The following is a 22,435-nucleotide window of genomic DNA, read 5'->3' on the forward strand; positions in this document are numbered from 1 at the left end:
AGCTGATCAGAGGTCGCATCAGCCAATTTAGCTTGGGCGGCTTGGGCTGTGCTTTCTGCGGCTTCTACCTTACTTGTGGCAATACGTTGATCACCATCAAGACTATTTTTGACGGTGGATAGGCTCGTCAGTGCTTCTCGGATAGCAGTCAAATCTGATTGACTATTTGCTAGAATAGCACGTGCCTTAGCCAGTGACTGATCATAAGCCAAACGATTGCTTGCTTGCTGATAGTTTTGAGTTGTCAAGATTCTGTTAGAAAGAATAACTTCTGTTTCCAGCTCTGCTATTGCCGCCAATAACTCATGATTTTTAACAAACTCCCAGGTACCAATGAAGCGTAATGGACTATCTTGAACTAGTTGACTAGTTTTATCCCAGCCTTCAAAGCGCCAAATACCACGAGCTTCTAACTGATCTTGGAACGTTTCTGGAGGAGTGACCTGTGTCCCCTGCACTACTCCTATTTGATCAATCGGTTTTAACTTTTGAACGACTTCTGGCAATTGACTGCCATCGGTTGAACGAAATTCATAAGTCACATCATAACGAGTGATTGGTATAAATTCCCAGATACCTACCACTTCATAGTTAGAACTAGGAACTCGGTTAACTGATTTATCCCAAGACAAACGATAAGTTCCTTCGGATCTAGTAATTACCTCACCATCTTGTGGGAAATCAATCACTTCACCTATCTTCTTGCTCACAGCTACTGGTGGTACTAGCCCCTCGGGTGCATGCTCATAACGATAGCTAATGGTATAACTAGGCTGAGCATTAGTATCTTGTCTTGCAAACAAACTAAGTGGAACTGTATCTTCTGAACCATCGGTTGTATAGAGAACAGTTAAAGTACCATCATGGTTAAACCTTATTTTGTAAACGCCCTCATAGTTAACAAAAACAGCAGTTTCCGTATCATCAAATGAAACGGTATAGTCGAACGTTAACGCCTCTAAAAGTGCTTTTTCATCATCTTCACTTAAGCGACCATTAAGGTTACTCACCAAAATTTTATGATTTTCTGCGAAGCCTTTAGATAACTCTTCATGCTCTCGACGAGCAGTTGTCGCTGTACTTTCGATATAATTCTCCAAGCTCGTCAAATCATTTAACATCTTATAGAGGGGATTTTGTTGCTCAAAACTTGGCATGAGGCGCTGATAAACCGAAGCGATTGGCGTAATATCGTTAGTAAGCGGTAGCATTTCCTCATAAGCAACTTTAAGATCCTGATAAGTTCTATCTATTGCCTGTTCGATAGTCTCGTGGTCCTCTCGAAAAATAATACCCCACTGATTTTTTCTGGCGAAAATAGCTTGTGCTTTCGCTAAATTTTCGCTAGATTTACTCGCCATACTCGGTAAAACATCATAAATAGGCTGCGCCTGTTCAAGCAATGTAGTGGCCTCAATCACTTTTTGTTCATATCTTTCCCAATCAGCAGGCTTGTACCAGACAGACTGACGCTGAGAATAAGCATCAAGTTTCGCCTGCAACTTTTGAACATACTGATTAAATTGGTTAATTCTAACCTGACTACTAAAAAGGTCAGTATATGATTGTAGATTAATGACCTGCTGTTTTAAATCTGCAGCTGTATCGATAATATATTGATTTTTATTAAAATCTTGAGCTTCTGATGCATAAGCTTGTTGCAATGGTGTAACAGCTGGACCTAACCCAATTAAAACTGATGCCGCACCTATAGATAATTTTCTAATTGAATATTTTAAATATCTCTCCCATTTCATCCGTCAATTCTTTCATTTATTATAAACAAATAGTCACTTGCTTTAAAATAAGTGACTATTTGTGCTAGAGTTCGTCCGTCAAGACATTGTTCTAATCACTTATTTTTTCCGACGTGATTTATTAACAAACATCGCACCACCCAACAATGTCATATAGCCAGCAAGTTCAAGGAAGACTGCATTGTCAACTCCCGTATTTGGTAGTTGTGCTGTGCTTGTCTGACTTGTAACAGTAGCTTTCTGACTTGTATATGCTAATGGTTGCATGTCATGTGAGCTGACAGACCCATTAGTACCAGTTGAATGATTTGAATCGGTCTGACCATCGCGTCCGTCTTTACCTGGTGTTCCTGGTTGACCGTCGCGACCATCTTTACCTGGTTGTCCTGGTTGACCATCGCGTCCGTATTTACCATTTGTGCCGTCACGGCCATCGCGACCATCTTTACCTTTCGGTACGATGATTTCTTTGCCGTCTGAGAAGGTCACTTTGATGTCGCCACTTGGCAGAGTTTCGGTGTTGGTGATGGTTACGGATGTACCGTCTGCACCCTTCTCACCATCTTTAACCTTGACTGGGTCACCGATTGGCGCACCGGTGTCTGGGTCTTTGAAGGTGATTGTGGTCACACCATCAGCACCTTTGACTGCTTCAACAACTGGAGTCTTGCCGTCTTTACCGTCACGACCATCCTGACCTTTCGGTACAACGATTTCTTTACCGTCTGAGAAGGTCACTTTGATGTCGCCACTTGGCAGAGTTTCGGTGTTGGTGATGGTTACGGATGTACCGTCTGGACCCTTCTCACCATCTTTAACCTTGACTGGGTCACCGATTGGCGCACCGGTGTCTGGGTCTTTGAAGGTGATTGTGGTCACACCATCAGCACCTTTGACTGCTTCAACAACTGGAGTCTTGCCGTCTTTACCGTCACGACCATCCTGACCTTTCGGTACAACGATTTCTTTACCGTCTGAGAAGGTCACTTTGATGTCGCCACTTGGCAGAGTTTCGGTGTTGGTGATGGTTACGGATGTACCGTCTGGACCCTTCTCACCATCTTTAACCTTGACTGGGTCACCGATTGGCGCACCGGTGTCTGGGTCTTTGAAGGTGATTGTGGTCACACCATCAGCACCTTTGACTGCTTCAACAACTGGAGTCTTGCCGTCTTTACCGTCACGACCATCCTGACCTTTCGGTACAACGATTTCTTTACCGTCTGAGAAGGTCACTTTGATGTCGCCACTTGGCAGAGTTTCGGTGTTGGTGATGGTTACGGATGTACCGTCTGGACCCTTCTCACCATCTTTAACCTTGACTGGGTCACCGATTGGCGCACCGGTGTCTGGGTCTTTGAAGGTGATTGTGGTCACACCATCAGCACCTTTGACTGCTTCAACAACTGGAGTCTTGCCGTCTTTACCGTCACGACCATCCTGACCTTTCGGTACAACGATTTCTTTACCGTCTGAGAAGGTCACTTTGATGTCACCACTTGGCAGAGTTTCGGTGTTGCTGATGCCAACTGAGGTACCGTCTTGACCGGCTGCACCATCTTGACCGTTAGCACCTGCTGCACCAGTTTCACCTTTTTCACCTTGGTCACCTTGGTCACCTTTTTCACCACGTTCACCTTTGGCACCTGTCGCTGGAACGCCAGTGTCTACACCGTTAACGTGCCAGTTGCCGTTTGTACCAATGATGATGGTTGCTGTAGCCGCATCTTTACCGTTAAGACCGTTCGTACCATTTGCTGGGATACCAGTGTCTTTACCATTGATGACCCATGTGTTTGTTGCTGGGTTAATCGCTACTGAACCTGGTTGACCGTTTGTACCGTTTGCGCCATTTGAACCTGTCGCTGGGATACCAGTGTCTTTACCGTTGATGAACCAGTTGCCGTTGTCGCCGATAACGATCGTGTTAGCTGTTGTTGTGCCATCTTGACCATTCTTACCTGCTACACCGTCTTGACCTTTGGCTGGAATGCCTGTGTCTGAACCATTGATGAACCAGTTGCCGTTGTCGCTAACTGAAACGGTTGGTGTTGAACCATTAGCACCGTTTGCACCGTTCGTACCAGCTGCTGGGATGCCTGTATCAGCACCGTTCACATGCCAGTTGCCGTTTGTGCCGACAGTAACTGTTGGGGTTGCACCGTCAGTACCAGAGATACCAGCTTTACCGTCAACACCATTTGTGCCGGCTGAGCCAGTTTCACCTTTTTCACCTTGGTCACCTTTTTCACCTTGGTCACCTTTGGCACCTTTAGGAATGATGATTTCATTGCCATCTGTGAAGGTTACTTTGATGTCGCCGTTTGGTAGGGTTTCAGTGTTGCTAATGCCAACTGAGGTACCGTCTTGACCGGCTGCACCATCTTGACCGTTAGCACCTGCTGCACCAGTTTCACCTTTTTCACCTTGCTCACCTTTTTCACCACGTTCACCTTGCTCACCTTTTTCACCACGTTCACCTTGCTCACCTTTGTCACCATCTGCGNCTCACCTTTTTCACCACGTTCACCTTGCTCACCTTTTTCACCACGTTCACCTTGCTCACCTTTGTCACCATCTGCGACAAAGGTAGTTGATACGACGGAATTATCATCAGTGTAGTAAACGATGATGTTGTGACCTGACTTGCCACCGACATTAGCAGGCTCACTCTTCACTGAAATCTGACGAGCGTCTTGACCTGCTGCGCCATCTTGACCGTTAGCAATAAAGGTTTTGGTGATTTCTTCGCCATCTAGGCTGAAGATCACCCAGACACCGGTCTTGCCGTCTTGTGTGTCTGGTCGAGTTGTCACGGTTGGGGTTTTACCGTCTTTATCGTCGTTGCCTTGGGTAATTTTCGGTACGGCAGTTGCTGTGATGTGGTCACTTGGAGCACCTGATTGGCGTGTTTGGCTGACGATGACATTCTCACCTTTGACGAATGGTGCGTTAGCATCAATGCTCCATACACCACCTTTAACCGTTGTTGATTTTTGAATGCCGTCTGGTAGGATGACATTAATCGTTGCCCCCTCGATACCTTTACCTGTCACCACGGATGACCCTTCAATCATTGGATTAATCACTGGGACGGTTGTTGTTGGCAGGGTATCGCTAGGTAGTACATTGATTGTCAAGTATTTCTCGTATTTGAGTCCACCATTATCAGTCGTGTGTTGGGCACGAAGTTTGAAACGAATCAAGCCGACGCTAAACGGTGAACCTGATAGCGTGTTGCTATCCTTGTCATACACCAGACCGTAACGCTCCAGGAGGTAATCAGCCATCTCATCTTCAGGAATAATTCCCCCACCAGGGGTGTAAATGGATAGGTTACTCAAATCAGTGTGACTAATTTTAATCGGGGTGATTGGCTTGTTGACTTGGACCGTTTGGTCGTTGTCCGCGATGGAAAGCTCAACCGGCAAGGCAGTAACCTCGATGGTCACCTCTTTGGAGGTTTTCGGGTTACCAGAGACAGGATAGTTAGCGTCAACCGTAAAGGTATAGGTACCAACCCTCGTTGGTGTTCCTGAGATGGTCTTGGTATCTGGGTTATAGGTCAGACCCGGGATACTCTGGATGTAGTCTCCAAGTTTCTCACCGTTAACAGTCAGTTCTGCCCCTGCTGAGGTCTCAATCTTAACCTCATCAATCGGGGTCAAGACCTGCTTGGTCTGACGCTCTGGCGTCACTGTCAGATTAACCGCTACTGGATTGACAGTTATAACGATTTCTTGCGTCGCAGTTGTCGGATTAACGCCGACCAATTTCTGCTCAAGATTTGTGTTCACCGTGATTCGGTGGGTACCAACTGCAGTCGGTATTCCTGAGATGGTCTGAGTTCCTTCATCATAGCTAAGACCTGACGGCAAATTGATTGGACTAAGCGTCGAATACGCATCCTTTTGCAAGACAATCTGTGTAATAGCCTGAGTGGCATCGATGGTTTGCTCAGCAAGCGTGGCCTGAAGACTCGGTGCGATCGGGGTCAGCTTGAGGGTGACATACTTGGTCAGTTTACCGCTCCCTTTCTCCACAGAGTTGGTCGCCACCACCGCAATTTCATAGGTGTCTTTTAGAACCTCTCTGTTTGATATACCATCGTCATCTAAAACAAATTGCTTAGTTATCCCATCTGTTGGGCGACCGGTGATGGTCTGGGTGCGATGATCATAGTAGACCCCTACTGGGAGATTTTGCACCTCGATGGTCACACCTGGATCAGCCGTGATCTTAACCGGTTGCATGTTTTCAACCGTTGAGAAGGTCTGCTCTTCATTGGTCAGGCTGAACTTAGGATTAACGGGAACAACGGTGACGTCGATTCTCTCCCAGGTATATTGATTATTTTTACTTAGGTTGGGAGGTAACAATCGTGGTTCTAATTCTCCGCTTTCAACCAAGTTTTCTGGAAGTCCTGCTAAAACATAAAACGTGTATTTGCCCACTGTTGTCGGTGTCCCGGTGATGGTTTTATCCACAGAGTTATAGGTCAGACCTGGTGGCAGAGCAACTTCAGGATCAACTTTCTTGTTATCCGCATAAAAGGTTAGCGTGGAGTGAAGGTCTTTGGTCAGAGTGATGGGTTTAAAAGCATCGCTATCGACCTCAAGACGTTGCTCTTTATTATCAGCAGTTAGGCTGACTGTTCGTCCTGTGATGGTGATGTACAGCCACGCCCCGTCCGACCGTATTAGACCATTGCTGCCTTTGACAGTGATATTCGCTCTAAGGCTGATGAGCCCAGTTCTTGTTGGTGTCCCGGTGATGACATTTCCAGTCAAGCTCAAACCATAGTTAGAGAGTATTGTTGCGACGTTATCATCATAGGTCACCCTAGCATCTTGAGGGATGTTTTCAAACTTGATGCCATCAACCTTGTCCAAGACCTTAATGGTGACGCTCTCATCTGCTACCTCAAACCTCTCTGGTGTGACCACCAGCTGGATGAGGGTCAATTTGACCAGACCGTCTTTTTCGACAACAACTGGCACATCGTAGGTGCCCTCATAGAGACCGCGACCGGTGATGGTCTTGTCGCTCGGGTTAAAGCGGGTACCCTTAGGCAGTGCTGTGGTATCGACCCGCAGACTAGCCCCCTCGGTATGGGTGATGGTCATAGTCTTCCAACTATCGCCCTCTTTGACGGTTTGTTGCGCATTAGTCACCTCAAGGGTCAAGTTGTTCTCTGGACCAGGGGTGATCTCATAGGTAAAGTCCGTATAAGTTTCAGATGTACTGCCATCGCCATTGATATAGGTCACATAGAGGCGTGCCGTCTGGTTAGCATCGGTTTTTTTGGTAGCAAATACCTCAAGTCTCTCGTTATCGCCATCTGTAGCAATGACGGCATGATTAGGTGTATAGTCAATCCGAATGCTGGAGATGGCCGTGCCGTTCTCCATGGCAACTGGAATCGGAGCGCCAACCTTGCCCTCCTCCCAGACTTGGTGAGGGATCTTAACGATGGCATCGGTGACTTCAAAGGCAAACTCACGCACAGGAGCGTTGTCCCCGAAGTGACCATCGACAGCCTTGACTTCGAAACTATAGCGACCTGGGTTTAGTTTTTGCCCCTCTGTCTTGACCACCTTGGCTTCATGGATGTCACCCTTGTCAGTGTGGCTGATCGGCTCCAGAGCGATGCCTGGTGGCAGGGTTTTCTCGATGATCCAGGCGTTGTCTTTGTTGAGGACGACCTTACCGAGCTCTTGTCTAGCCGTCTCAGCTGGGACACTAACCAGACCAGAGAAGCTAGATATCCGATCTGGGTTACCCTCAAACTGCACATCGGCATTGGTCAAGGCGCCGCCAATGGAACGCTCAATTGTTGTCAAGTTGAGGTTAAAAGTCTTGACAACACCAAAGTTATCGGTAATTTGCACTGTAGCTTTATAGTTCCCTGCTGTTTTGGGTAACTTGGTGAAATGGAGGTAGTAGATAGGCTTGTCCCCGCCAAAAATGTATGGCTTGTCTGAAGTTGTGCTATCATAATTGTTCGAGGACACTGTAGAAGCATTATCTGAATAATAAGATTGAGGAAGATTTTCTGTGGACCGTATGTCTAGCAACTCAACTTTTACATCCTCGCTAGCTGATAGCATCTTGAAGTCAGTAATTTGTAAAGCTAGTCTGTTATTATTGAATGTCTCGTAGTTATCCAGACCTGCAAAAATGGGAACCGTTGTCAAATATTTTTGGGTATCCTTAGTGGCATCATTAACCATCTGATTGGGGGTCACATAATAACCAAACGGCGTCGTGGTTAGTTGGATATTGTAATTAAAGGTAGTATTCTTTGTAGGTAAAAAATCACTACGATTACGATCACTATATGTTCCTGCGTCTTCAAACGTAACTTTTACTGGGTTATTTTCACTCTCATAGAAATAAGTAGAATCATTTGTTAATCTTCTGTTACCATCATAGAAAAAACGGTTACTATAAGGAGCGTCAATGTCGTCATAGAGGAAGAAACCATAAACAGGTATCTTTTCAATAGTTACTGGAATGCTCACTTTCACTATTGGGTCAAGTTTGGACTTAAAGCCGACATTGTAGGTCTTGGGTTGTGTACTAGACAGGTTGATATCGCCTCGGATATAGCCTGATGTGGTATCCAGGATCAGATTTAGTGCTTTAGCATCATCGGTCAACTCTAACTGATCAGCTTCGATACGGCTAAAGCCGATTTTGAAGACCAGCGGCACCACCTGGTTGCTGCCGTTGTCTTTATAGATCGGGCGGTCATGTCCCAAACTTGTTCCTCCATCAGAAGTTGGGTATTCAGTAAAGTTCTCGATGGTCAAATAGGGCTTGTCCTCGCTGACTGAGCTTTCCACCTTGCGGGTGCGGCGGCTTTTAGCGGTGTCGTTTGACTCCACGACAAAGACTAGGACGTTTTCCTGTTGGGTTTTGATGGTTTGGGTCAGGAGTTTTGCAGCGTTGACTGGCAGGCGGTAGTTGTCGAGCTTGGTCACAGTGGTAAGAGCAGTTGCTTCCTCAGTGATGACAGCCTCAGCCTGATCGCTCTCGGCGAGGACGGTATGGGTCTTGTTTTCGCTGTAGAGGACTTCCTTGGTCGTCGCATCGACATAGTCCACTCGGTAGCTGATGGCTACCTCACGCGCCGTGGCATCACCAAAGCCCTCCACCTCATAGGTGATGACATTGGCAGCCCCCTCGGTGATCTCAGCCGTCCGTGCTGTCGGTAGACCATCTGGGACGTAGTAGTTTTCCAGTTGACTGTCATTGACCAACTCAGCGCCGTTTTCGTTGACGGTTGCTGTTGCAACAGCCTCGGTCGTTTCAACGACCTTGGTCTTGACCACACTGTGGACGACCTTGCCAATCGCCTTGCTGACGTACTGGACCGTATAGCTGATGATGGCAGAGCGTTTGACTGGGGTCTCAGCTGCAGGTTTTTCCTGCTCTGTTGTCTCAGTAGCTGTTTTAGCGACCGCTCCTTCAGACACTGCAGGCGCCGCTGATGGTGCCGTGGTCGCTTCAGTCGCTGTTGTGGTTGCCTCAGCAACTGTTGACGCCGCTGGATCTACCTCTGCTTCAGCAGAGGCTGAGCTTGCCTCAGGCGTTTCAGGTGTTTCTGAGATGATCAGGCTGTCGGTTTCGGCCGTGCCTGATGAGCTAGAGGTTTCTGTCGCAGACGCCCCATCACTGTCTGATGGTGAGGACTGATTAGCTACCTCCTCAGCCTGAGCCCCCGTCGCAAAGAACAGGGTCACTAGCAAGGCTGACGACGCCCCGTAAGCCTTGAACTTACGAATCGAAAAAATCTGTTTCGTGTCACGTTTAAAGCGTTTAAACATAGTGTTTTCTTTGTGTTTTCTTTCTATATATCTATATAATACAAAATAAGTCAGTATTACTGTTAAAAGCCACGCCCCCTGCCTCTCAGCACGACAGCTAGAGAACAAGAAGTTGTCGCTAAAACAGTCAACCAGCGGTCATGGACGACTGACTGCCCCAATCATTGGATAAGGGTCTCAATCAGTAACTCCCTGACTTGTTTGATGAGATGACTACCGGTCTGAGCTAGTTCCATAATGACCTCTGTCCGATCAGGGTCAACTGGTAGCATGTATCGCGCAAAGACCGTCCCATCCTCTCGCAAAGCAAAGTAAAAGTATATCCCAAAGGTCACATTGATGTGGTTAAGCATGTCCAAAAACACACTCCTCTGAGCCTGATCAGGACAGGTCAAGAGGTTGTCAAAGACCAACTGGATCACCTCTCTGGTGTCAGAAACCGGCACCTGCACTGCAAAATCAACTAGAACACCATCATCAAGCGCTAGCCTGCTTTTGTAGGTGAGCTGTTGTTCAGCAGAGGTCACCTTCATCTGAAACCCTCGTTGGTGAAGAACTTCCTGAAAGGACTGGTTTAGTTTATCCATACTGCTCCTTTCTCACTTAAAAGAAAAGACAGGAATCTCGTCACTTGAGACAAAACCTGACGGACTACTCTGGGCTGCCACCAGCCTGTCGCCAGTGCCAGCATGACCAGAATAATCAGTTAGAGGTGCTTTTGCTTTAGGTGGTTGTTCCGGCGCAATATACTGAGCATAATCTGGACTAGTCGCGCTCAGTTTAGACACATCAAGACCGACCTTGACCTCTTCTTTTTTCTGAATCGCTTTAGGTAAAAAGATGACCTGTTTAGAGCTGGTCGTCTTTTCAGCCACCTGCTCAAGCCCTGTCGTCATGTTTTGCTGGAGACGATCAAACCGCTCAGCCCCCTGATCGACTGTTCCTACCATCTCCTTGTAACGATCGATGGTGGTTTCGAGTTCTTGTTTAAGGGCTTGTTTTTGAGAGACGATGTTGGCATGCATGTGTTTTAGAACCGACATGTTTTCCTCAAACTGGACGAACTGTTTATTGATGTCACGCTCAGCTTCAAACAACATCTCGGTCGCTTGTTCTTTTGCCTCACGTACCAAGCGTTTAGATAAATGTTTCGCATCGATAATGGCATCTCTGATTAGTTCTTCTTCGGCCTTGGCTTTTCTCAACTCATCAGTAAGATGCTTTATTTGACGGAGGTACTCATCGTTTTGTTGCTTTAGCTGTCGCAACTCTGCCTTTAAAAACTTCACTGCTTTGTCAACATCTCGAACCTTGTACCCAAACAGTGAACGTCTAAATTTTGTCATAGACCCTTTCTCCTTATCTAATAAAAGCGTCTTTTATGATGCTCATCTCAGCATAAGATGGGGCAATCAGGTGCAAAGACTATTTTTATTTATAGTATTCAAATCTACTGTATCACAATTTATAAGAACTGTCCACAAAAAAAACTGAAAATCAGGACAAACGCATGAAGAACAGTGATGTCTGTTTTGAACAGTTTAGTTTTTTTATGGAAAAAATAAGTTTGTCGCATGTTTGGACAGTCTGCCACACAAAGATAGGTTCAAGTGATAGGATACAGTGACCAGTATACAACATGTCGGATGACCTATCACTCAACGCATGGAGTGGGGCAAACAGCTGACAAGGAAAATTTTGAGAGACGTTCAAAAGCATCCAGTAATATCCAGCGTGCGGTGTACATCCATGTGGTAGATGACCACCCTATCATCACGCACGTTTCATTTGGAAATTTTGGAAACATTATTTCCCGCATTTGATTCATTCAGAGCTGTTCTGCTGATGACACCAGCGTATTGGGGAGTGGAGTTGCCTTGCGACTCACGATTTCCCACCTTCAAGGTCAGGTCCCTTGAAGCACTCCACAACGGCATCTAGCGTCGTTACCAATCACGACCACCCGTCAAACGGGTGGTTTGAACAAGGGCTATAGGCCCACGAGACCAGCCAGTGCCTAAAGACGCTGGCTTTCACGTTGTTCAAGCCTCACTGCTCTTAACTCGTCACAAGAGCCTGAGGTAAAAGTTCTCCTCTACACCAAAAAGAGGTTGGGACAAAAGTCCTAACTTCTCAAGTGATTTTTAATTTTCAAGCAAGGCACAGTGGTTGAGCGGACTATAATTCGATAATCTGATCAGCTTTTACAGCCCTACTCAACTGTGCGGAGGTGGGCTAACGACTCATCGCCCCCTTCGGGTTACCGATTTTTGTCCCAGTCTCAACTTCTAAGCATCTGCTGGTCCAAAGACCACCTGACCGTCCTCAAACCGCTCAATCCGAGCCAGAGACGTCACTTGAACACCTAAATCTTCCAGCACTTGGCGGCCTGTTTGAAAGGATTTCTCGATAACGATGCCGACACCAGCTATGCTGGCTTGAGCCTGACTGATAATGTCGATAAGCCCCTTGGCAGCTTGGCCATTTGCCAAAAAATCATCGATAATCAAGACCTTGTCCTCGGCGGATAGGAGTCGACCTGCAATCGAGACAGTGCTGGTCACCTGCTTGGTGAAGGAATAAACGTCAGCCGTTAAGATGCCCTCAGTCATGGTGATGTTCTTATGCTTTTTAGCAAAAATCATGGGAACTCCAAGCGCCTCAGCAGTGTAGAGGGCAGGGCAAATACCTGAGGCTTCGATGGTCACCACCTTTGTAATCCCACACTCAGCATAGGCAGTCGCAAAGACCTGACCGATGGCCTTCATCAGCTGGTAGTCCACTTGGTGGGTTAAAAAACGATCAACTTTTAAAATGTTTTCGCCTAAAACACGACCATCCGCTAAAATACGTTCTTCTAATAATCTCATCATCCCCTCCTCTGCTCTTAGCCTTTTAGAGTTTACCCAATCTCTGCAATCACTTCAATCTCAATCTTGACATCACGCGGTAAACGAGCGACCTCAACGGCAGAGCGAGCTGGTACTTCTGCTGCAAAAGCCGTCTCATAAACACTGTTAAACACCGAAAAATCAGCCATATCTGCCAAGAAACAAGTGGTCTTAACAACCTTGTTAAAGCTTGTCCCCGCCTCAGTCAAAATGGCTTCCAGGTTCTTTAGAACCTGCTGGGTCTGCTCTTCGATGGTTGTGCCGACAACCTCTCCTGTCTCTGCTGACAAGGGAAGCTGACCGCTGGTAAAGAGCAGGTTGCCGACAACCTTAGCCTGGGCATAAGGACCGATAGCTGCTGGTGCATGGGGGGTGTTAATCGTTCTCATCGTTATCTCACTTTCCTGTTTTCTGTCTTCATTCTACAAAAAATAGCCGAAAATTGCAACCGTTAACGCCTTATGTTATAATGAATTATTAACAAAAATAAGGAGACTAAGATGATTACAAAAGAATTTTGCGCCGAAAACCTAACTGACCTCCACCGCCTGGTTGGGACGGACATCACCCGTGTTGAGCTCTGTGATAACCTAGCTGTTGGGGGAACAACTCCCAGCTACGGTGTCATCAAGGAAGCTGCTCGTTTCCTCCACGACAACCAGATCAGTGTCGCAACCATGATTCGCCCTCGCGGCGGTGACTTTGTCTATAACGACATCGAGCTCCGTATCATGGAGGAGGACATCCTCCGCGCGGTTGAGCTGGAAAGCGACGCTCTAGTCTTTGGCTGTCTGACGCCGGATAACCGCATCGACATAGAGGCTATCGAGCAACTCTTGCCCGCTTGCCAAGGGGTAGACATGGTCTTTCATATGGCTTTTGATTTGGTACCAATAGCAGAGCAGACAACAGCCCTCGACCAGCTGATTGAGCTCGGTTTCAAGCGCCTTCTCCTTCATGGTTCAGAAAAACGTCATAACATTTTTGACAACATCGACCATATCAAGACCCTAATTAGCCACGCTGACGGTCGCATCGAGATTCTCCTCGGTGGCGGTGTCAACAAGACCAACTATGCTGATTTGCTCGCACAGACAGGCACCAATCAAGTCCACGGCACTGGTTTGTTGTAATGAACGAAAGAGAGAAGTTATCATAACTTCTCTCTTTTTACTCTGCTAAAATCGTTGCGATTTTTGTGTTAATCAAGTCGATTGCCACCAGGTTGCTCACGCCTTCTGGGATGACGATGTCGGCGTAGCGCTTGGTCGGCTCGATAAACTGATGATACATGGGCTTAACCACTGTCGTGTACTGCTCGATGATACTGTCAAGGCTGCGCCCACGCTCCTCCATATCGCGCTTAATCCGACGGATAATCCGAATGTCGTCATCTGTGTCCACAAACAGTTTAATGTCCATGACATCGCGCAGTCGCTTGTCTTCTAACACCAAGATCCCTTCAACAATAAAAACATCTTGTGGCTCTTGACGATAGGATTTATCGCTCCTTGTGTGCATGGTGTAGTCGTAAATCGGGATGTCGACCGGACGACCAGCGATTAACTCTTTTAAGTGCTCAATCATCAAGTCCGTATCAAAGGCTAAGGGGTGGTCATAGTTGGTTTTCACCCGCTCTTCAAAGGTTAAGTGGGCTTGGTCTTTATAGTAGGAATCATGTTCAATCATAGCGATTTTGGCATCCGGAAAATTAGCTAAAATCGCACGAGAAACGCTTGTTTTTCCACCACCAGATCCACCTGTCACACCGATAATAATAGGTTTTTGTCGCATCTTGTCTCCTTCGTTCTTCTAGTCGTCTCATCCTATTTTACCTTATTTTAAAAAAAGTCGCTAGCCCCTAGCTAGGTTTTTTATGGTATAATGAGGGCAACTGACAAAAGAAAGTAGAGCATCATGTTATCGAATTTCCCAAAGGTTTGGCAAGACCAGTTGACTGAACTTCAGTTTCACCAACTGACTCCCATCCAAGAAGCTGTCTTTACCCCCATTAAAGACGGTCAACATTTACTAGCCGTGAGTCCGACAGGAACAGGCAAGACCCTAGCCTATCTCTTGCCAAGTTTACTGAGACTAAGCCCTAAAAAAAGTCAGCAGTTGCTGATTTTGGCCCCCAACTCTGAACTAGCTGGGCAGATTTTTGAAGTCACCAAAACCTGGGCAGAACCATTAGGATTGACCGCTCAGCTATTTTTATCTGGTTCCAGCCAAAAACGACAAATTGAGCGATTAAAAAAAGGACCGGAGATTCTCATCGGTACGGCAGGTCGAATCTTTGAGTTGATTAAGCTGAAAAAGATAAAAATGATGTCAATCAACACCATTATCCTAGATGAGTTTGATGACCTCTTGCAAGACAGCCAGTATCAGTTTGTCAAAAAAATCATCACCTATGCCCCTCGTGACCATCAGATGATTTATGTCTCTGCCACGCAAGCTATCGAAAAAACGGCATTGGCAAAAGGCACCGTGATTATTGATTTATCTCATCAGCAGCTGGACACCATCAGCCACCACTACATGATGCTTGATAAGCGCGATCGGCTTGATATTTTACGCAAATTTGCTAATATTCCAGACTGCCGTGGTTTGGTGTTCTTTAACAGCTTATCCGATTTAGGGGCTTGCGAGGAGCGACTAACCTATCTTGGTAGCTCAGCCGTTTCCCTTGCCAGTGATGTTAATGTCAAGTTCAGAAAGGTCATCTTAGACAAGTTTAAACAGCATGACATCGCTCTCCTGTTGGCGACTGACTTGGTTGCCAGAGGAATTGATATCGAAGGGCTTGAGCTGGTCATCAACTACGAGGTGCCTCGGGATAAGGAGGCCTATACTCACCGTGCTGGGCGTACCGGTCGCATGGGTAAGGAAGGTCTCGTCATCACCTTGATTAGCCACCAGGAAGAACTGAAGCAACTGAAAAAATTTGCCTCAGTTAGCGAGCTTATCCTCAAAGACCAAAAATTGTATAAGGCTTAAAAAAGACAGACTGCCTTGATGGCTTTACAATCAGGCTAGTCTGCCTTTTCTTATCATTTATTGCCTGTTTTGTAAGGTCTGATAATCAAGTAAGTCATTCCCCTTGAGATAAGATGGGTCAATGACATCGTGAAATGTCGACAAGGGAAGGCTAACACCGATATCAAACACCATATAGCCGTTTTTTATGGTATAGCCATCTGTTTGAACCCCGTTTTTCTCATACTTTTCCAGAGGAGACCAGTCAAACTGCTTGGTTAATAACTCGTCTTTTCTGGGATGGTTTTCTAGTTCTTTAGCTACAGCGTCAGTCACATAAGTCTGATAGCCCTTGAATAAATCAGTCAGGGTAAAAAGACCCTGATTTTTTTCAATATGGTGCTGTTTGCTAATAGGGTGACTGCTGATAAGACGCGGGGTTGAACCTCCGATGTCATAAACACTCTCATGAAAAACGAGGTAGCGGATGCCAGCCAGCTCGGTCTCCTGATAGTCCCCACGAATTACCTTAATCTGGTTCGACGGCAGCTCCTCTTGTGTAGAGATTGCACTCAGTGTCACCTGTAGGTCATTTGTGGGTGAATGCTCTCCAAACGGGCTAATTAGATAAAACTGATGACCATTTAGCTCTACCCAATCGGCATAGGCTACGGGATAAAACTGTTCCGCACGATCTCGCTCCAAGCGCAAAGCTATGTCAGTAGCCTTTGGTAAACTAAACCACCACAAGATACCTACGATAAGAGCAAGTCCGATTGCCCATACATATTTTTTCATGCGACACCTCCTAATATCGTTTTCTTTTATTATACCATTATCTTGAAAAAGAATAAAAAGAAAAGAGATTTGGATAAGTCTGTCCAAATCTCTTCGTTTAACACAGTGATTAAAATATCAGTCTCTATCTTTTCAATCGTTTAGGCTATCGGCTTAGCGTGATTGACCGGTAAAACGCCACTTGAAGCGCCATGTCATATAGGTCGGATAGAGCAGATGAAGCATTCCAAAGCCAAGCACAAAACCAGCTAGCACATCACTAGGGTAGTGCACACCTAGGTAAATTCTTGATAGACCAACAAGAACAATCAAGAACATCAGACCTGTTTGCACCAACATCTTGAACCATCCCTTGGGCATACGTTGCGAGATGATAACAAGCAGACTGCCAAAGATCAGCATTGCCCCTGTTGCATGACCACTCGGAAAGGAATAGCCACTTGCCTCTACCAAATGCGACAAGCTAGGACGTGGACGTGCATAGATAAGTTTCAATATCGGAATTAAAATGCCTGCCGATAGACCACTAGTTAAGACCCAAATCGCCTCAGCGCGCCAGTTTTTCCAAAAATAAAGTATGGCTGTCAGCACGCTAACCAAAATAACCTGAGTTAGGGTATTACCAAGAACGGTCACATGAGAGAAAAAGTTGGTTAAAATCTGAGGCAGATTGCCACGCACAGCACCTTGTATCGCACTATCCGCCTCAACCAGCTGATTGGGGTAGAATTTAACCACATAGCCCAGAAATACCACAATTAACAGGGCAAACGAGGCTTTCGCATAATACGTCGTTTTATTGAGCATCATCCATTATCCTTCTAAATAAGCGTTTGTGGGGCAGTAATATGATGACCGTCGCTAAGGTGAACAAGGCACCTTGAACCAGATTAAAGGGCAAGACCATTCCAACTAAATAAGTGCTTGTTCCGATATGCTTGGCGATATCAAAATTTGCAAAGGTTGCATAAAGAGGTATGGCGTACACATAGTTTAAAAAGAGCATAGCAACTGTCAGACTAAGCGTCCCAATACCCCCTGCTAATAGCAGGGATTTGGTCGACTGACGACGATGGGTGAAGACGGCAAAGCAAGTCACAAATAGCCCAAGAGCGACGATGTTCATCGGTAGACCGATAACATCATTAACACCATGATTATTGAGTAAGAGCTTTAGCACGGTGCGCAGAATCAGTATCTGGTAAGCCGCTTTCACATCCATTAGAAATAAGCCTAGCAAGACCGGTAACACGCTCAGTTCAACTTTCAAAAAATCCGCCCCTGGGATAATCGGAAAGCTGAAAAACATGAGTACAAAAGACAGTGCCCCTAAAATCGCAATGAACGTCAGACGTCGTGTGTTTAACATATAAAAAATTCCTCCAATTTTTGACAATTGAAAGAAGTCACAAAGAGGTCGGTGTCGATACAGAACAACATCTGCTCTCCTAATTGATGTATCAAATATCAAAAAAATTGACATAGACCCACCAAAAAGATAAAGCTTATACAGCCCTGCTTCAAACAAAACTCCTTGTCTTCTCCCATCCAGACTATACTGTCGGTTGTGGAATCACACCACATCAGCTTGCGCTCACGGACTTCTGATGATTGACTGTTCCCTAAACGTTTAACACCTCTGTGTACACCAATCGCACAACCAGAAAGGTCAAAATACGGTTTAGAAGGCAGTCTACTCACCAGTCACCGCCGGTCGGGAATTACACCCTGCCCTGAAGACTATTTAAGCATAACAGAAAAAAAAGAACTTGGCAAGCATTTAGAACTAATTAGCAGTTTAATCCTATCTTCTCCGCATGACAGCTCTGGTGCTTTATGGTACAATAAAACACATGAACATGAAAACTGTATTTGCAAAGACTGCTGGACAAGCAGCTCACTTTATGCTGAGTAAGCTAGGTCGTGGCTCTACCCTGCCTGGTAAAATTGCTCTACAATTAGACCCAACCATTCTTAAACATCTCGCCAAAGACTATGAGATTATCGTCATTACAGGCACCAACGGCAAAACCCTGACCACTGCCCTGACGGTTGGTATCCTTAGGGAAGCATTTGGACAAGTGGTGACCAATCCAAGCGGTGCCAATATGATTACCGGCATCACGTCAACTTTTTTAACGGCTAGACCGAATGCTTCTGGTCGAAAAATTGCGGTACTGGAAATTGACGAAGCAAGTTTATCAAAAATCACCGACCACATCACCCCAAGCCTGATTGTCATGACCAATATCTTTCGTGATCAGATGGATCGGTATGGCGAGATTTACACCACTTATCAGATGATTTTGGATGGCATCGCTAAAGCTCCTCAAGTAACAGTTCTGGCTAATGGTGATAGTCCGCTCTTCAACTCTCATCCTATCAACAATTCTATCAAATACTATGGTTTTGACACGACAAAAACAGAGCCAAAGCGGGCACATTTTAACACGGAAGGCATTCTCTGTCCGCACTGTGACAGCATCATCAACTATCGTCTCAACACCTACGCTAACTTGGGCGACTATACCTGTCCTAACTGCGATTTTGAGCGACCAGCACTGGATTATACCCTGACCGAGCTAACCAATCTGACTCATGTCTCCTCTAGCTTTGTCATCGATGGGCAAAACTACACCATCAATGTCGGCGGGCTCTACAACATCTACAACGCCCTAGCGGCCGTCGCCATAGCAGAGCATCTGGGCATATCCCCTGAGGTTATCAAGACTGGCTTTGATAAATCACGAGCTGTTTTCGGTCGCCAAGAAACCTTTAAAATAGGTGATAAAGACTGTACCCTTGTTTTGATTAAAAACCCTGTTGGGGCTAGTCAGGCGCTGGAGATGATTAAGCTGGCTCCTTATGCATTTAGCTTGTCTGTCCTGCTCAATGCCAACTACGCCGACGGGATTGATACCAGCTGGATCTGGGATGCGGATTTTGAACAGATTAACCAGATGGCTATCACTGAAATCAATGCTGGTGGCGTTCGGTACCCAGAAATCGCTAGACGTTTGCGGGTGACTGGCTACCCAGCCGAAAAAATCACCGCTAGAAAAACGCTGGAAGACCTGCTCAGCGCCATTGAAAGGCAGGATAGTCAGCACGCCTATATTCTTGCGACCTATACCGCCATGCTGGAGCTGCGCGAACTATTAGCCCAAAAACAAGCGGTCAGAAAGGAGAAAGACTAATGGTTTACACCTCAACAAGCTCTCCCGACACTCGTGACTACACCTACGAGATCAACATCGCCCATCTCTACGGGGATCTGATGAATACCTACGGGGACTATGGCAATATCCTCATGCTCAAATACATCGGTGAAAAGCTGGGGGCTAAGGTGACGGCGGACATCGTGTCGCTGGGAGATTCTTTTGACAAGAACCACTATGACATCGCCCTCTTTGGTGGTGGTCAAGACTACGAACAGTCCATCGTGTCTAAGGATTTACCCCTGAAAAAAGAAGCGCTTGACGCCTTTATCCAAGAAAACAAGGTGGTCGTGGCTATCTGCGGTGGTTTCCAGCTTCTAGGGCAATACTATATCCAAGCTAATGGTGTCAAGATTGACGGCGTTGGGGTCATGGGGCACTACACCCTCAACCAGACCGACAACCGCTACATCGGCGATATTAAGATTTATAACGAAGATTTTGATGAGATTTACTATGGCTTTGAAAATCATCAGGGGCGAACCTTTTTAGCCGATGATCAAAAACCACTGGGCAAGGTCCTCTACGGTATCGGAAACAATGATGAACATGATGGGGAAGGTGTTCAGTACAAGAATGTCTACGGCTCCTACTTCCACGGTCCCATCCTCTCTCGCAACACCAACCTGGCCTATCGTCTTGTCGTCACTGCTCTTAAAAACCGTTACGGTCAAGATATTCAACTAGCCAGTTATGAGGATATTCTCATTCTCGAACGACCAGAAGAATACGAAGACATGAAACGTAAGGTTGATAAAAACTAGCAAAAACGCCTAACATCATTGGTTGTAATAACCTGATGTTAGGCGTTTTTATGAGCCAAGCAACCTAATGAAACCATAAAAAAACTGGGTAACCCCAGTCTATCATGGAACCTAGGGGGATCGAACCCCTGACCTTTTGGCTGCCAGCCAAACGCTCTCCCAGCTGAGCTAAGGCCCCATCGAATAAATGTTTTCACATATCTAACACATTTATTCTATCAAATATAATGGTAACTGTCAATAGTTTCAGTCATTTTTTAGTTAATTGCCATCATCAAGTCTGTTCTAATCAAACAACTGATAATAATCTGCCATTGTCATAAGGTTCTTTTCTTCTGCACTCAAGTCTTTGATAATTTTCCCATCCTTCATGACCAAAAGACGATTACCGTAGGTCAAGGCATCAGCCATCTGATGGGTAATCATGAGTGCGGTCAAGTTGCCCTCATCGATAAAGCGTTGCGTCAATCTCATCAAGGACTGACTAGTTTTTGGATCAAGGGCTGCCGTATGTTCATCCAAGAGCAAGAGGTCGGGTCTTTTGAGGGTCGCCATCAAAAGGCTGAGTGCCTGTCGTTGACCACCTGATAGGAGCCCTGTTGCCGTGTCCAGATGGTTCTCCAAGCCATTGCCAACCTGAGCGAGTAGCGATTGGAAATTTTCGCGTTGCTGGTCAAGTTGCCTCGGGACAAGCTGTCTTTTCTCACCACGATTTAGGGCAATCAGCAAATTCTCAGCAACTGTCATCCGAGGGGCAGTCCCTAGCTTTGGATCTTGAAAGACCCGAGACAAGTAACGCGCCCGCTCATGAGCAGGAAGTCGCGTCACGTCTTCTCCTCTGACCAACATCTGACCGCTGGTCAAGGGCAAGGTCCCAGACAACACGTTAAACAAGGTCGACTTTCCAGCGCCATTGCCTCCCAAAATGGTGATAAAATCCTGCTCGTCAATATCCAAATCGACCTGATTGAGAATAATTTTTTTCTGGTCAAGTCCATTATCCACAGCCACGGTGGCTTGTTTCAGGGATACAATTGTTGTCATTTGACACGTCCTCCTTTCAGCACCAGATTGCGCCATTCAGGTATCATCAGGCTGATAGCCAGAACCAGCGCCGAGAAGAATTTCAGGTAACTGGTATTAAAGCCAAGGGTAATAATTAGGGCAATCAACAACTGATAAAAGATTGACCCTACAACAATCGTTAAAAGTCGCTCAAGCAGGGTCAGATGACCAGCCAAGAGCACTTCACCGATAATAATGGAAGCTAGCCCAATAACAATAACACCAGTTCCCTTACCCACGTCAGCATAGCCATCCTGTTGACTAATTAGCGCTCCAGCCAACGCAATCACGCCATTTGATAGCACCAAGCCTAGTACTTCCATACGGTCAGTGTTTATCCCAAAACTCCGCGCCATCTCTTTATTATCTCCCGTCGCCACATAGGCTTGGCCCAGCTGAGTATGGAGGAAAAAGATGAGAGCAGCAATAACCAAGCTCACGACGATAAGCCCCATGATGAGGAGGTTGATGCTTTGGGAAAATGGCAGAGCTGACTGAAGCGTGTCCACGTCTAACAAACCCAGATTAGCCCTACCCATGATAAAGAGCATCACGGAATGAATAGCTGTCATGGTTAAAATCCCAGCCAAGATGGTGGGGATTTTGCCTTTGGTATAGAGCAACCCCGTCACCAGACCAGCTAAGCAGCCCGCTAGCACTGCCACAAACGTGGCTAATAATGGGTGAACACCTTGCACCAAGAGCGTTACAGCAACTGCACCTCCCAGCGGAAAGGAGCCCTCCGTCGTCATATCAGGAAAGTTCAAAATACGGTAGGTCATAAAAATACCCAACCCTAAGACAGCCCATAAAAGCCCTTGAGAAACTGCTGAAATAATCATCATTTACCTTTCTTGTTTAACGAATAAATTCTACCATCAGTGTATCACAATCTGACCAGAAAAGCAAAATAACAATAATAATTGATTAGACGATACCTCAAAAACCGCATAAGACCACTGGTAAATCGATTAGAAACTCCGAAACAAACTCACAAAACCTCTGATTAAAACGCTCTAGCTAGCTCATTAAAAAATATCTTATGCAGCTGATACGTTGATAACACGTTAACAGATATTATATCAGCCAAAGACTGTGATTATAATAGCTAAATTAACCCCAGACTCCTCA

At 46.0% G+C, this 22,435-nt stretch carries 19 protein-coding genes, 1 tRNA gene and 1 riboswitch; of the genes, 5 read left to right on the forward strand and 15 right to left on the reverse strand.

Annotated elements, in window-relative coordinates:
* The 6 genes from ACERC8_RS06405 to ACERC8_RS06430 all read right to left on the reverse strand — a co-directional run.
* The coding region (locus ACERC8_RS06405; RefSeq protein WP_373659066.1) for an SHIRT domain-containing protein at positions 1 to 1,757 on the reverse strand (1,757 nt) is incomplete at its 3' end.
* 99 nt (positions 1,758 to 1,856) lie between these two features.
* A complete protein-coding gene (locus tag ACERC8_RS06410; RefSeq protein WP_373659067.1) occupies positions 1,857 to 3,875 on the reverse strand; it encodes an LPXTG cell wall anchor domain-containing protein in 2,019 nt (672 codons plus the stop codon).
* Complete coding sequence (locus ACERC8_RS06415; RefSeq protein WP_373659068.1) at positions 3,872 to 4,048, reverse strand: hypothetical protein; 177 nt, start codon at positions 4,046 to 4,048, stop codon at positions 3,872 to 3,874. The genes ACERC8_RS06410 and ACERC8_RS06415 overlap by 4 nt, the downstream gene beginning before the upstream one ends.
* A 15-nt stretch (positions 4,049 to 4,063) precedes the next feature.
* The gene (locus ACERC8_RS06420; RefSeq protein WP_373659069.1) at positions 4,064 to 9,589 is read right to left on the reverse strand and encodes a putative Ig domain-containing protein; all 5,526 of its coding nucleotides are present in this window, start codon (positions 9,587 to 9,589) and stop codon (positions 4,064 to 4,066) included.
* 161 nt (positions 9,590 to 9,750) lie between these two features.
* Entirely contained in the window at positions 9,751 to 10,176 is a 426-nt protein-coding gene (locus tag ACERC8_RS06425) for a hypothetical protein (RefSeq protein ID WP_373659070.1), read from the reverse strand.
* Positions 10,177 to 10,188: 12 nt separating this feature from the next.
* Positions 10,189 to 10,935: a DivIVA domain-containing protein gene (locus tag ACERC8_RS06430; RefSeq protein WP_373659071.1), complete on the reverse strand. Its 747-nt coding sequence runs from the start codon at positions 10,933 to 10,935 to the stop codon at positions 10,189 to 10,191.
* 264 nt (positions 10,936 to 11,199) lie between these two features.
* Between ACERC8_RS06430 and ACERC8_RS06435 the strand changes: the two genes are divergently transcribed.
* Complete coding sequence (locus ACERC8_RS06435; protein WP_373659072.1) at positions 11,200 to 11,412, forward strand: hypothetical protein; 213 nt, start codon at positions 11,200 to 11,202, stop codon at positions 11,410 to 11,412.
* A 465-nt stretch (positions 11,413 to 11,877) separates the two neighbouring features.
* On the opposite strand, the gene ACERC8_RS06440 is transcribed toward ACERC8_RS06435, so the two are convergent.
* Complete coding sequence (locus ACERC8_RS06440; protein ID WP_373659074.1) at positions 11,878 to 12,459, reverse strand: xanthine phosphoribosyltransferase; 582 nt, start codon at positions 12,457 to 12,459, stop codon at positions 11,878 to 11,880.
* A 32-nt stretch (positions 12,460 to 12,491) separates the two neighbouring features.
* Entirely contained in the window at positions 12,492 to 12,869 is a 378-nt protein-coding gene (locus ACERC8_RS06445; RefSeq protein WP_373659075.1) for a RidA family protein, read from the reverse strand.
* A gap of 111 nt (positions 12,870 to 12,980) precedes the next feature.
* Here ACERC8_RS06445 and ACERC8_RS06450 point away from each other — a divergent pair, with 111 nt between their 5' ends.
* Entirely contained in the window at positions 12,981 to 13,613 is a 633-nt protein-coding gene (locus ACERC8_RS06450) for a copper homeostasis protein CutC (RefSeq protein ID WP_373659076.1), read from the forward strand.
* Positions 13,614 to 13,650: 37 nt separating this feature from the next.
* On the opposite strand, the gene udk is transcribed toward ACERC8_RS06450, so the two are convergent.
* Complete coding sequence (udk, locus tag ACERC8_RS06455) at positions 13,651 to 14,274, reverse strand: uridine kinase (RefSeq protein ID WP_373659077.1); 624 nt, start codon at positions 14,272 to 14,274, stop codon at positions 13,651 to 13,653.
* Between the two features lie 123 nt (positions 14,275 to 14,397).
* Between udk and ACERC8_RS06460 the strand changes: the two genes are divergently transcribed.
* A complete protein-coding gene (locus tag ACERC8_RS06460) occupies positions 14,398 to 15,480 on the forward strand; it encodes a DEAD/DEAH box helicase (RefSeq protein ID WP_373659079.1) in 1,083 nt (360 codons plus the stop codon).
* A gap of 57 nt (positions 15,481 to 15,537) precedes the next feature.
* Here the strand turns inward: ACERC8_RS06460 and ACERC8_RS06465 are convergent, their stop codons facing one another.
* The 3 genes from ACERC8_RS06465 to ACERC8_RS06475 form a co-directional block, all read right to left on the reverse strand.
* Positions 15,538 to 16,257, reverse strand: coding sequence for a hypothetical protein (locus ACERC8_RS06465; protein ID WP_373659081.1), 720 nt, complete (start codon positions 16,255 to 16,257; stop codon positions 15,538 to 15,540).
* Between the two features lie 153 nt (positions 16,258 to 16,410).
* Positions 16,411 to 17,067 (reverse strand): phosphatase PAP2 family protein, encoded by a 657-nt coding sequence (locus ACERC8_RS06470; protein WP_373659082.1) that lies wholly within the window; start codon positions 17,065 to 17,067, stop codon positions 16,411 to 16,413.
* On the reverse strand, positions 17,054 to 17,626 hold the full coding sequence (locus ACERC8_RS06475; protein ID WP_373659083.1) for an ECF transporter S component: 573 nt from the start codon (positions 17,624 to 17,626) through the stop codon (positions 17,054 to 17,056). The genes ACERC8_RS06470 and ACERC8_RS06475 overlap by 14 nt, the downstream gene beginning before the upstream one ends.
* A 163-nt stretch (positions 17,627 to 17,789) precedes the next feature.
* Positions 17,790 to 18,002: riboswitch (FMN riboswitch) on the reverse strand.
* Between the two features lie 108 nt (positions 18,003 to 18,110).
* Between ACERC8_RS06475 and murT the strand changes: the two genes are divergently transcribed.
* Together murT and gatD are read left to right on the forward strand one after the other, a co-directional pair.
* Positions 18,111 to 19,454 carry a lipid II isoglutaminyl synthase subunit MurT gene (gene murT / locus ACERC8_RS06480; protein WP_373659084.1) on the forward strand — a complete coding sequence of 448 codons (1,344 nt, stop codon included), beginning with the start codon at positions 18,111 to 18,113 and terminating at the stop codon, positions 19,452 to 19,454.
* Positions 19,454 to 20,239, forward strand: a complete 786-nt coding sequence (gatD, locus tag ACERC8_RS06485) for a lipid II isoglutaminyl synthase subunit GatD (RefSeq protein ID WP_373659086.1) — start codon at positions 19,454 to 19,456, stop codon at positions 20,237 to 20,239. Before murT ends, gatD begins: the two co-directional genes overlap by 1 nt.
* Before the next feature lie 105 nt (positions 20,240 to 20,344).
* On the opposite strand, the gene ACERC8_RS06490 is transcribed toward gatD, so the two are convergent.
* From ACERC8_RS06490 to ACERC8_RS06500, 3 genes are all read right to left on the reverse strand, one after another.
* A tRNA-Ala gene (locus ACERC8_RS06490) sits at positions 20,345 to 20,417 on the reverse strand.
* A gap of 107 nt (positions 20,418 to 20,524) precedes the next feature.
* The gene (locus tag ACERC8_RS06495; protein ID WP_373659087.1) at positions 20,525 to 21,283 is read right to left on the reverse strand and encodes an ABC transporter ATP-binding protein; all 759 of its coding nucleotides are present in this window, start codon (positions 21,281 to 21,283) and stop codon (positions 20,525 to 20,527) included.
* A complete protein-coding gene (locus tag ACERC8_RS06500; RefSeq protein WP_373659097.1) occupies positions 21,280 to 22,146 on the reverse strand; it encodes an ABC transporter permease in 867 nt (288 codons plus the stop codon). Before ACERC8_RS06500 ends, ACERC8_RS06495 begins: the two co-directional genes overlap by 4 nt.
* Positions 22,147 to 22,435 lie beyond the last annotated feature (289 nt).

The organism is Streptococcus sp. E29BA, from assembly GCF_041807805.1.
Lineage (GTDB): Bacteria > Bacillota > Bacilli > Lactobacillales > Streptococcaceae > Streptococcus > Streptococcus entericus.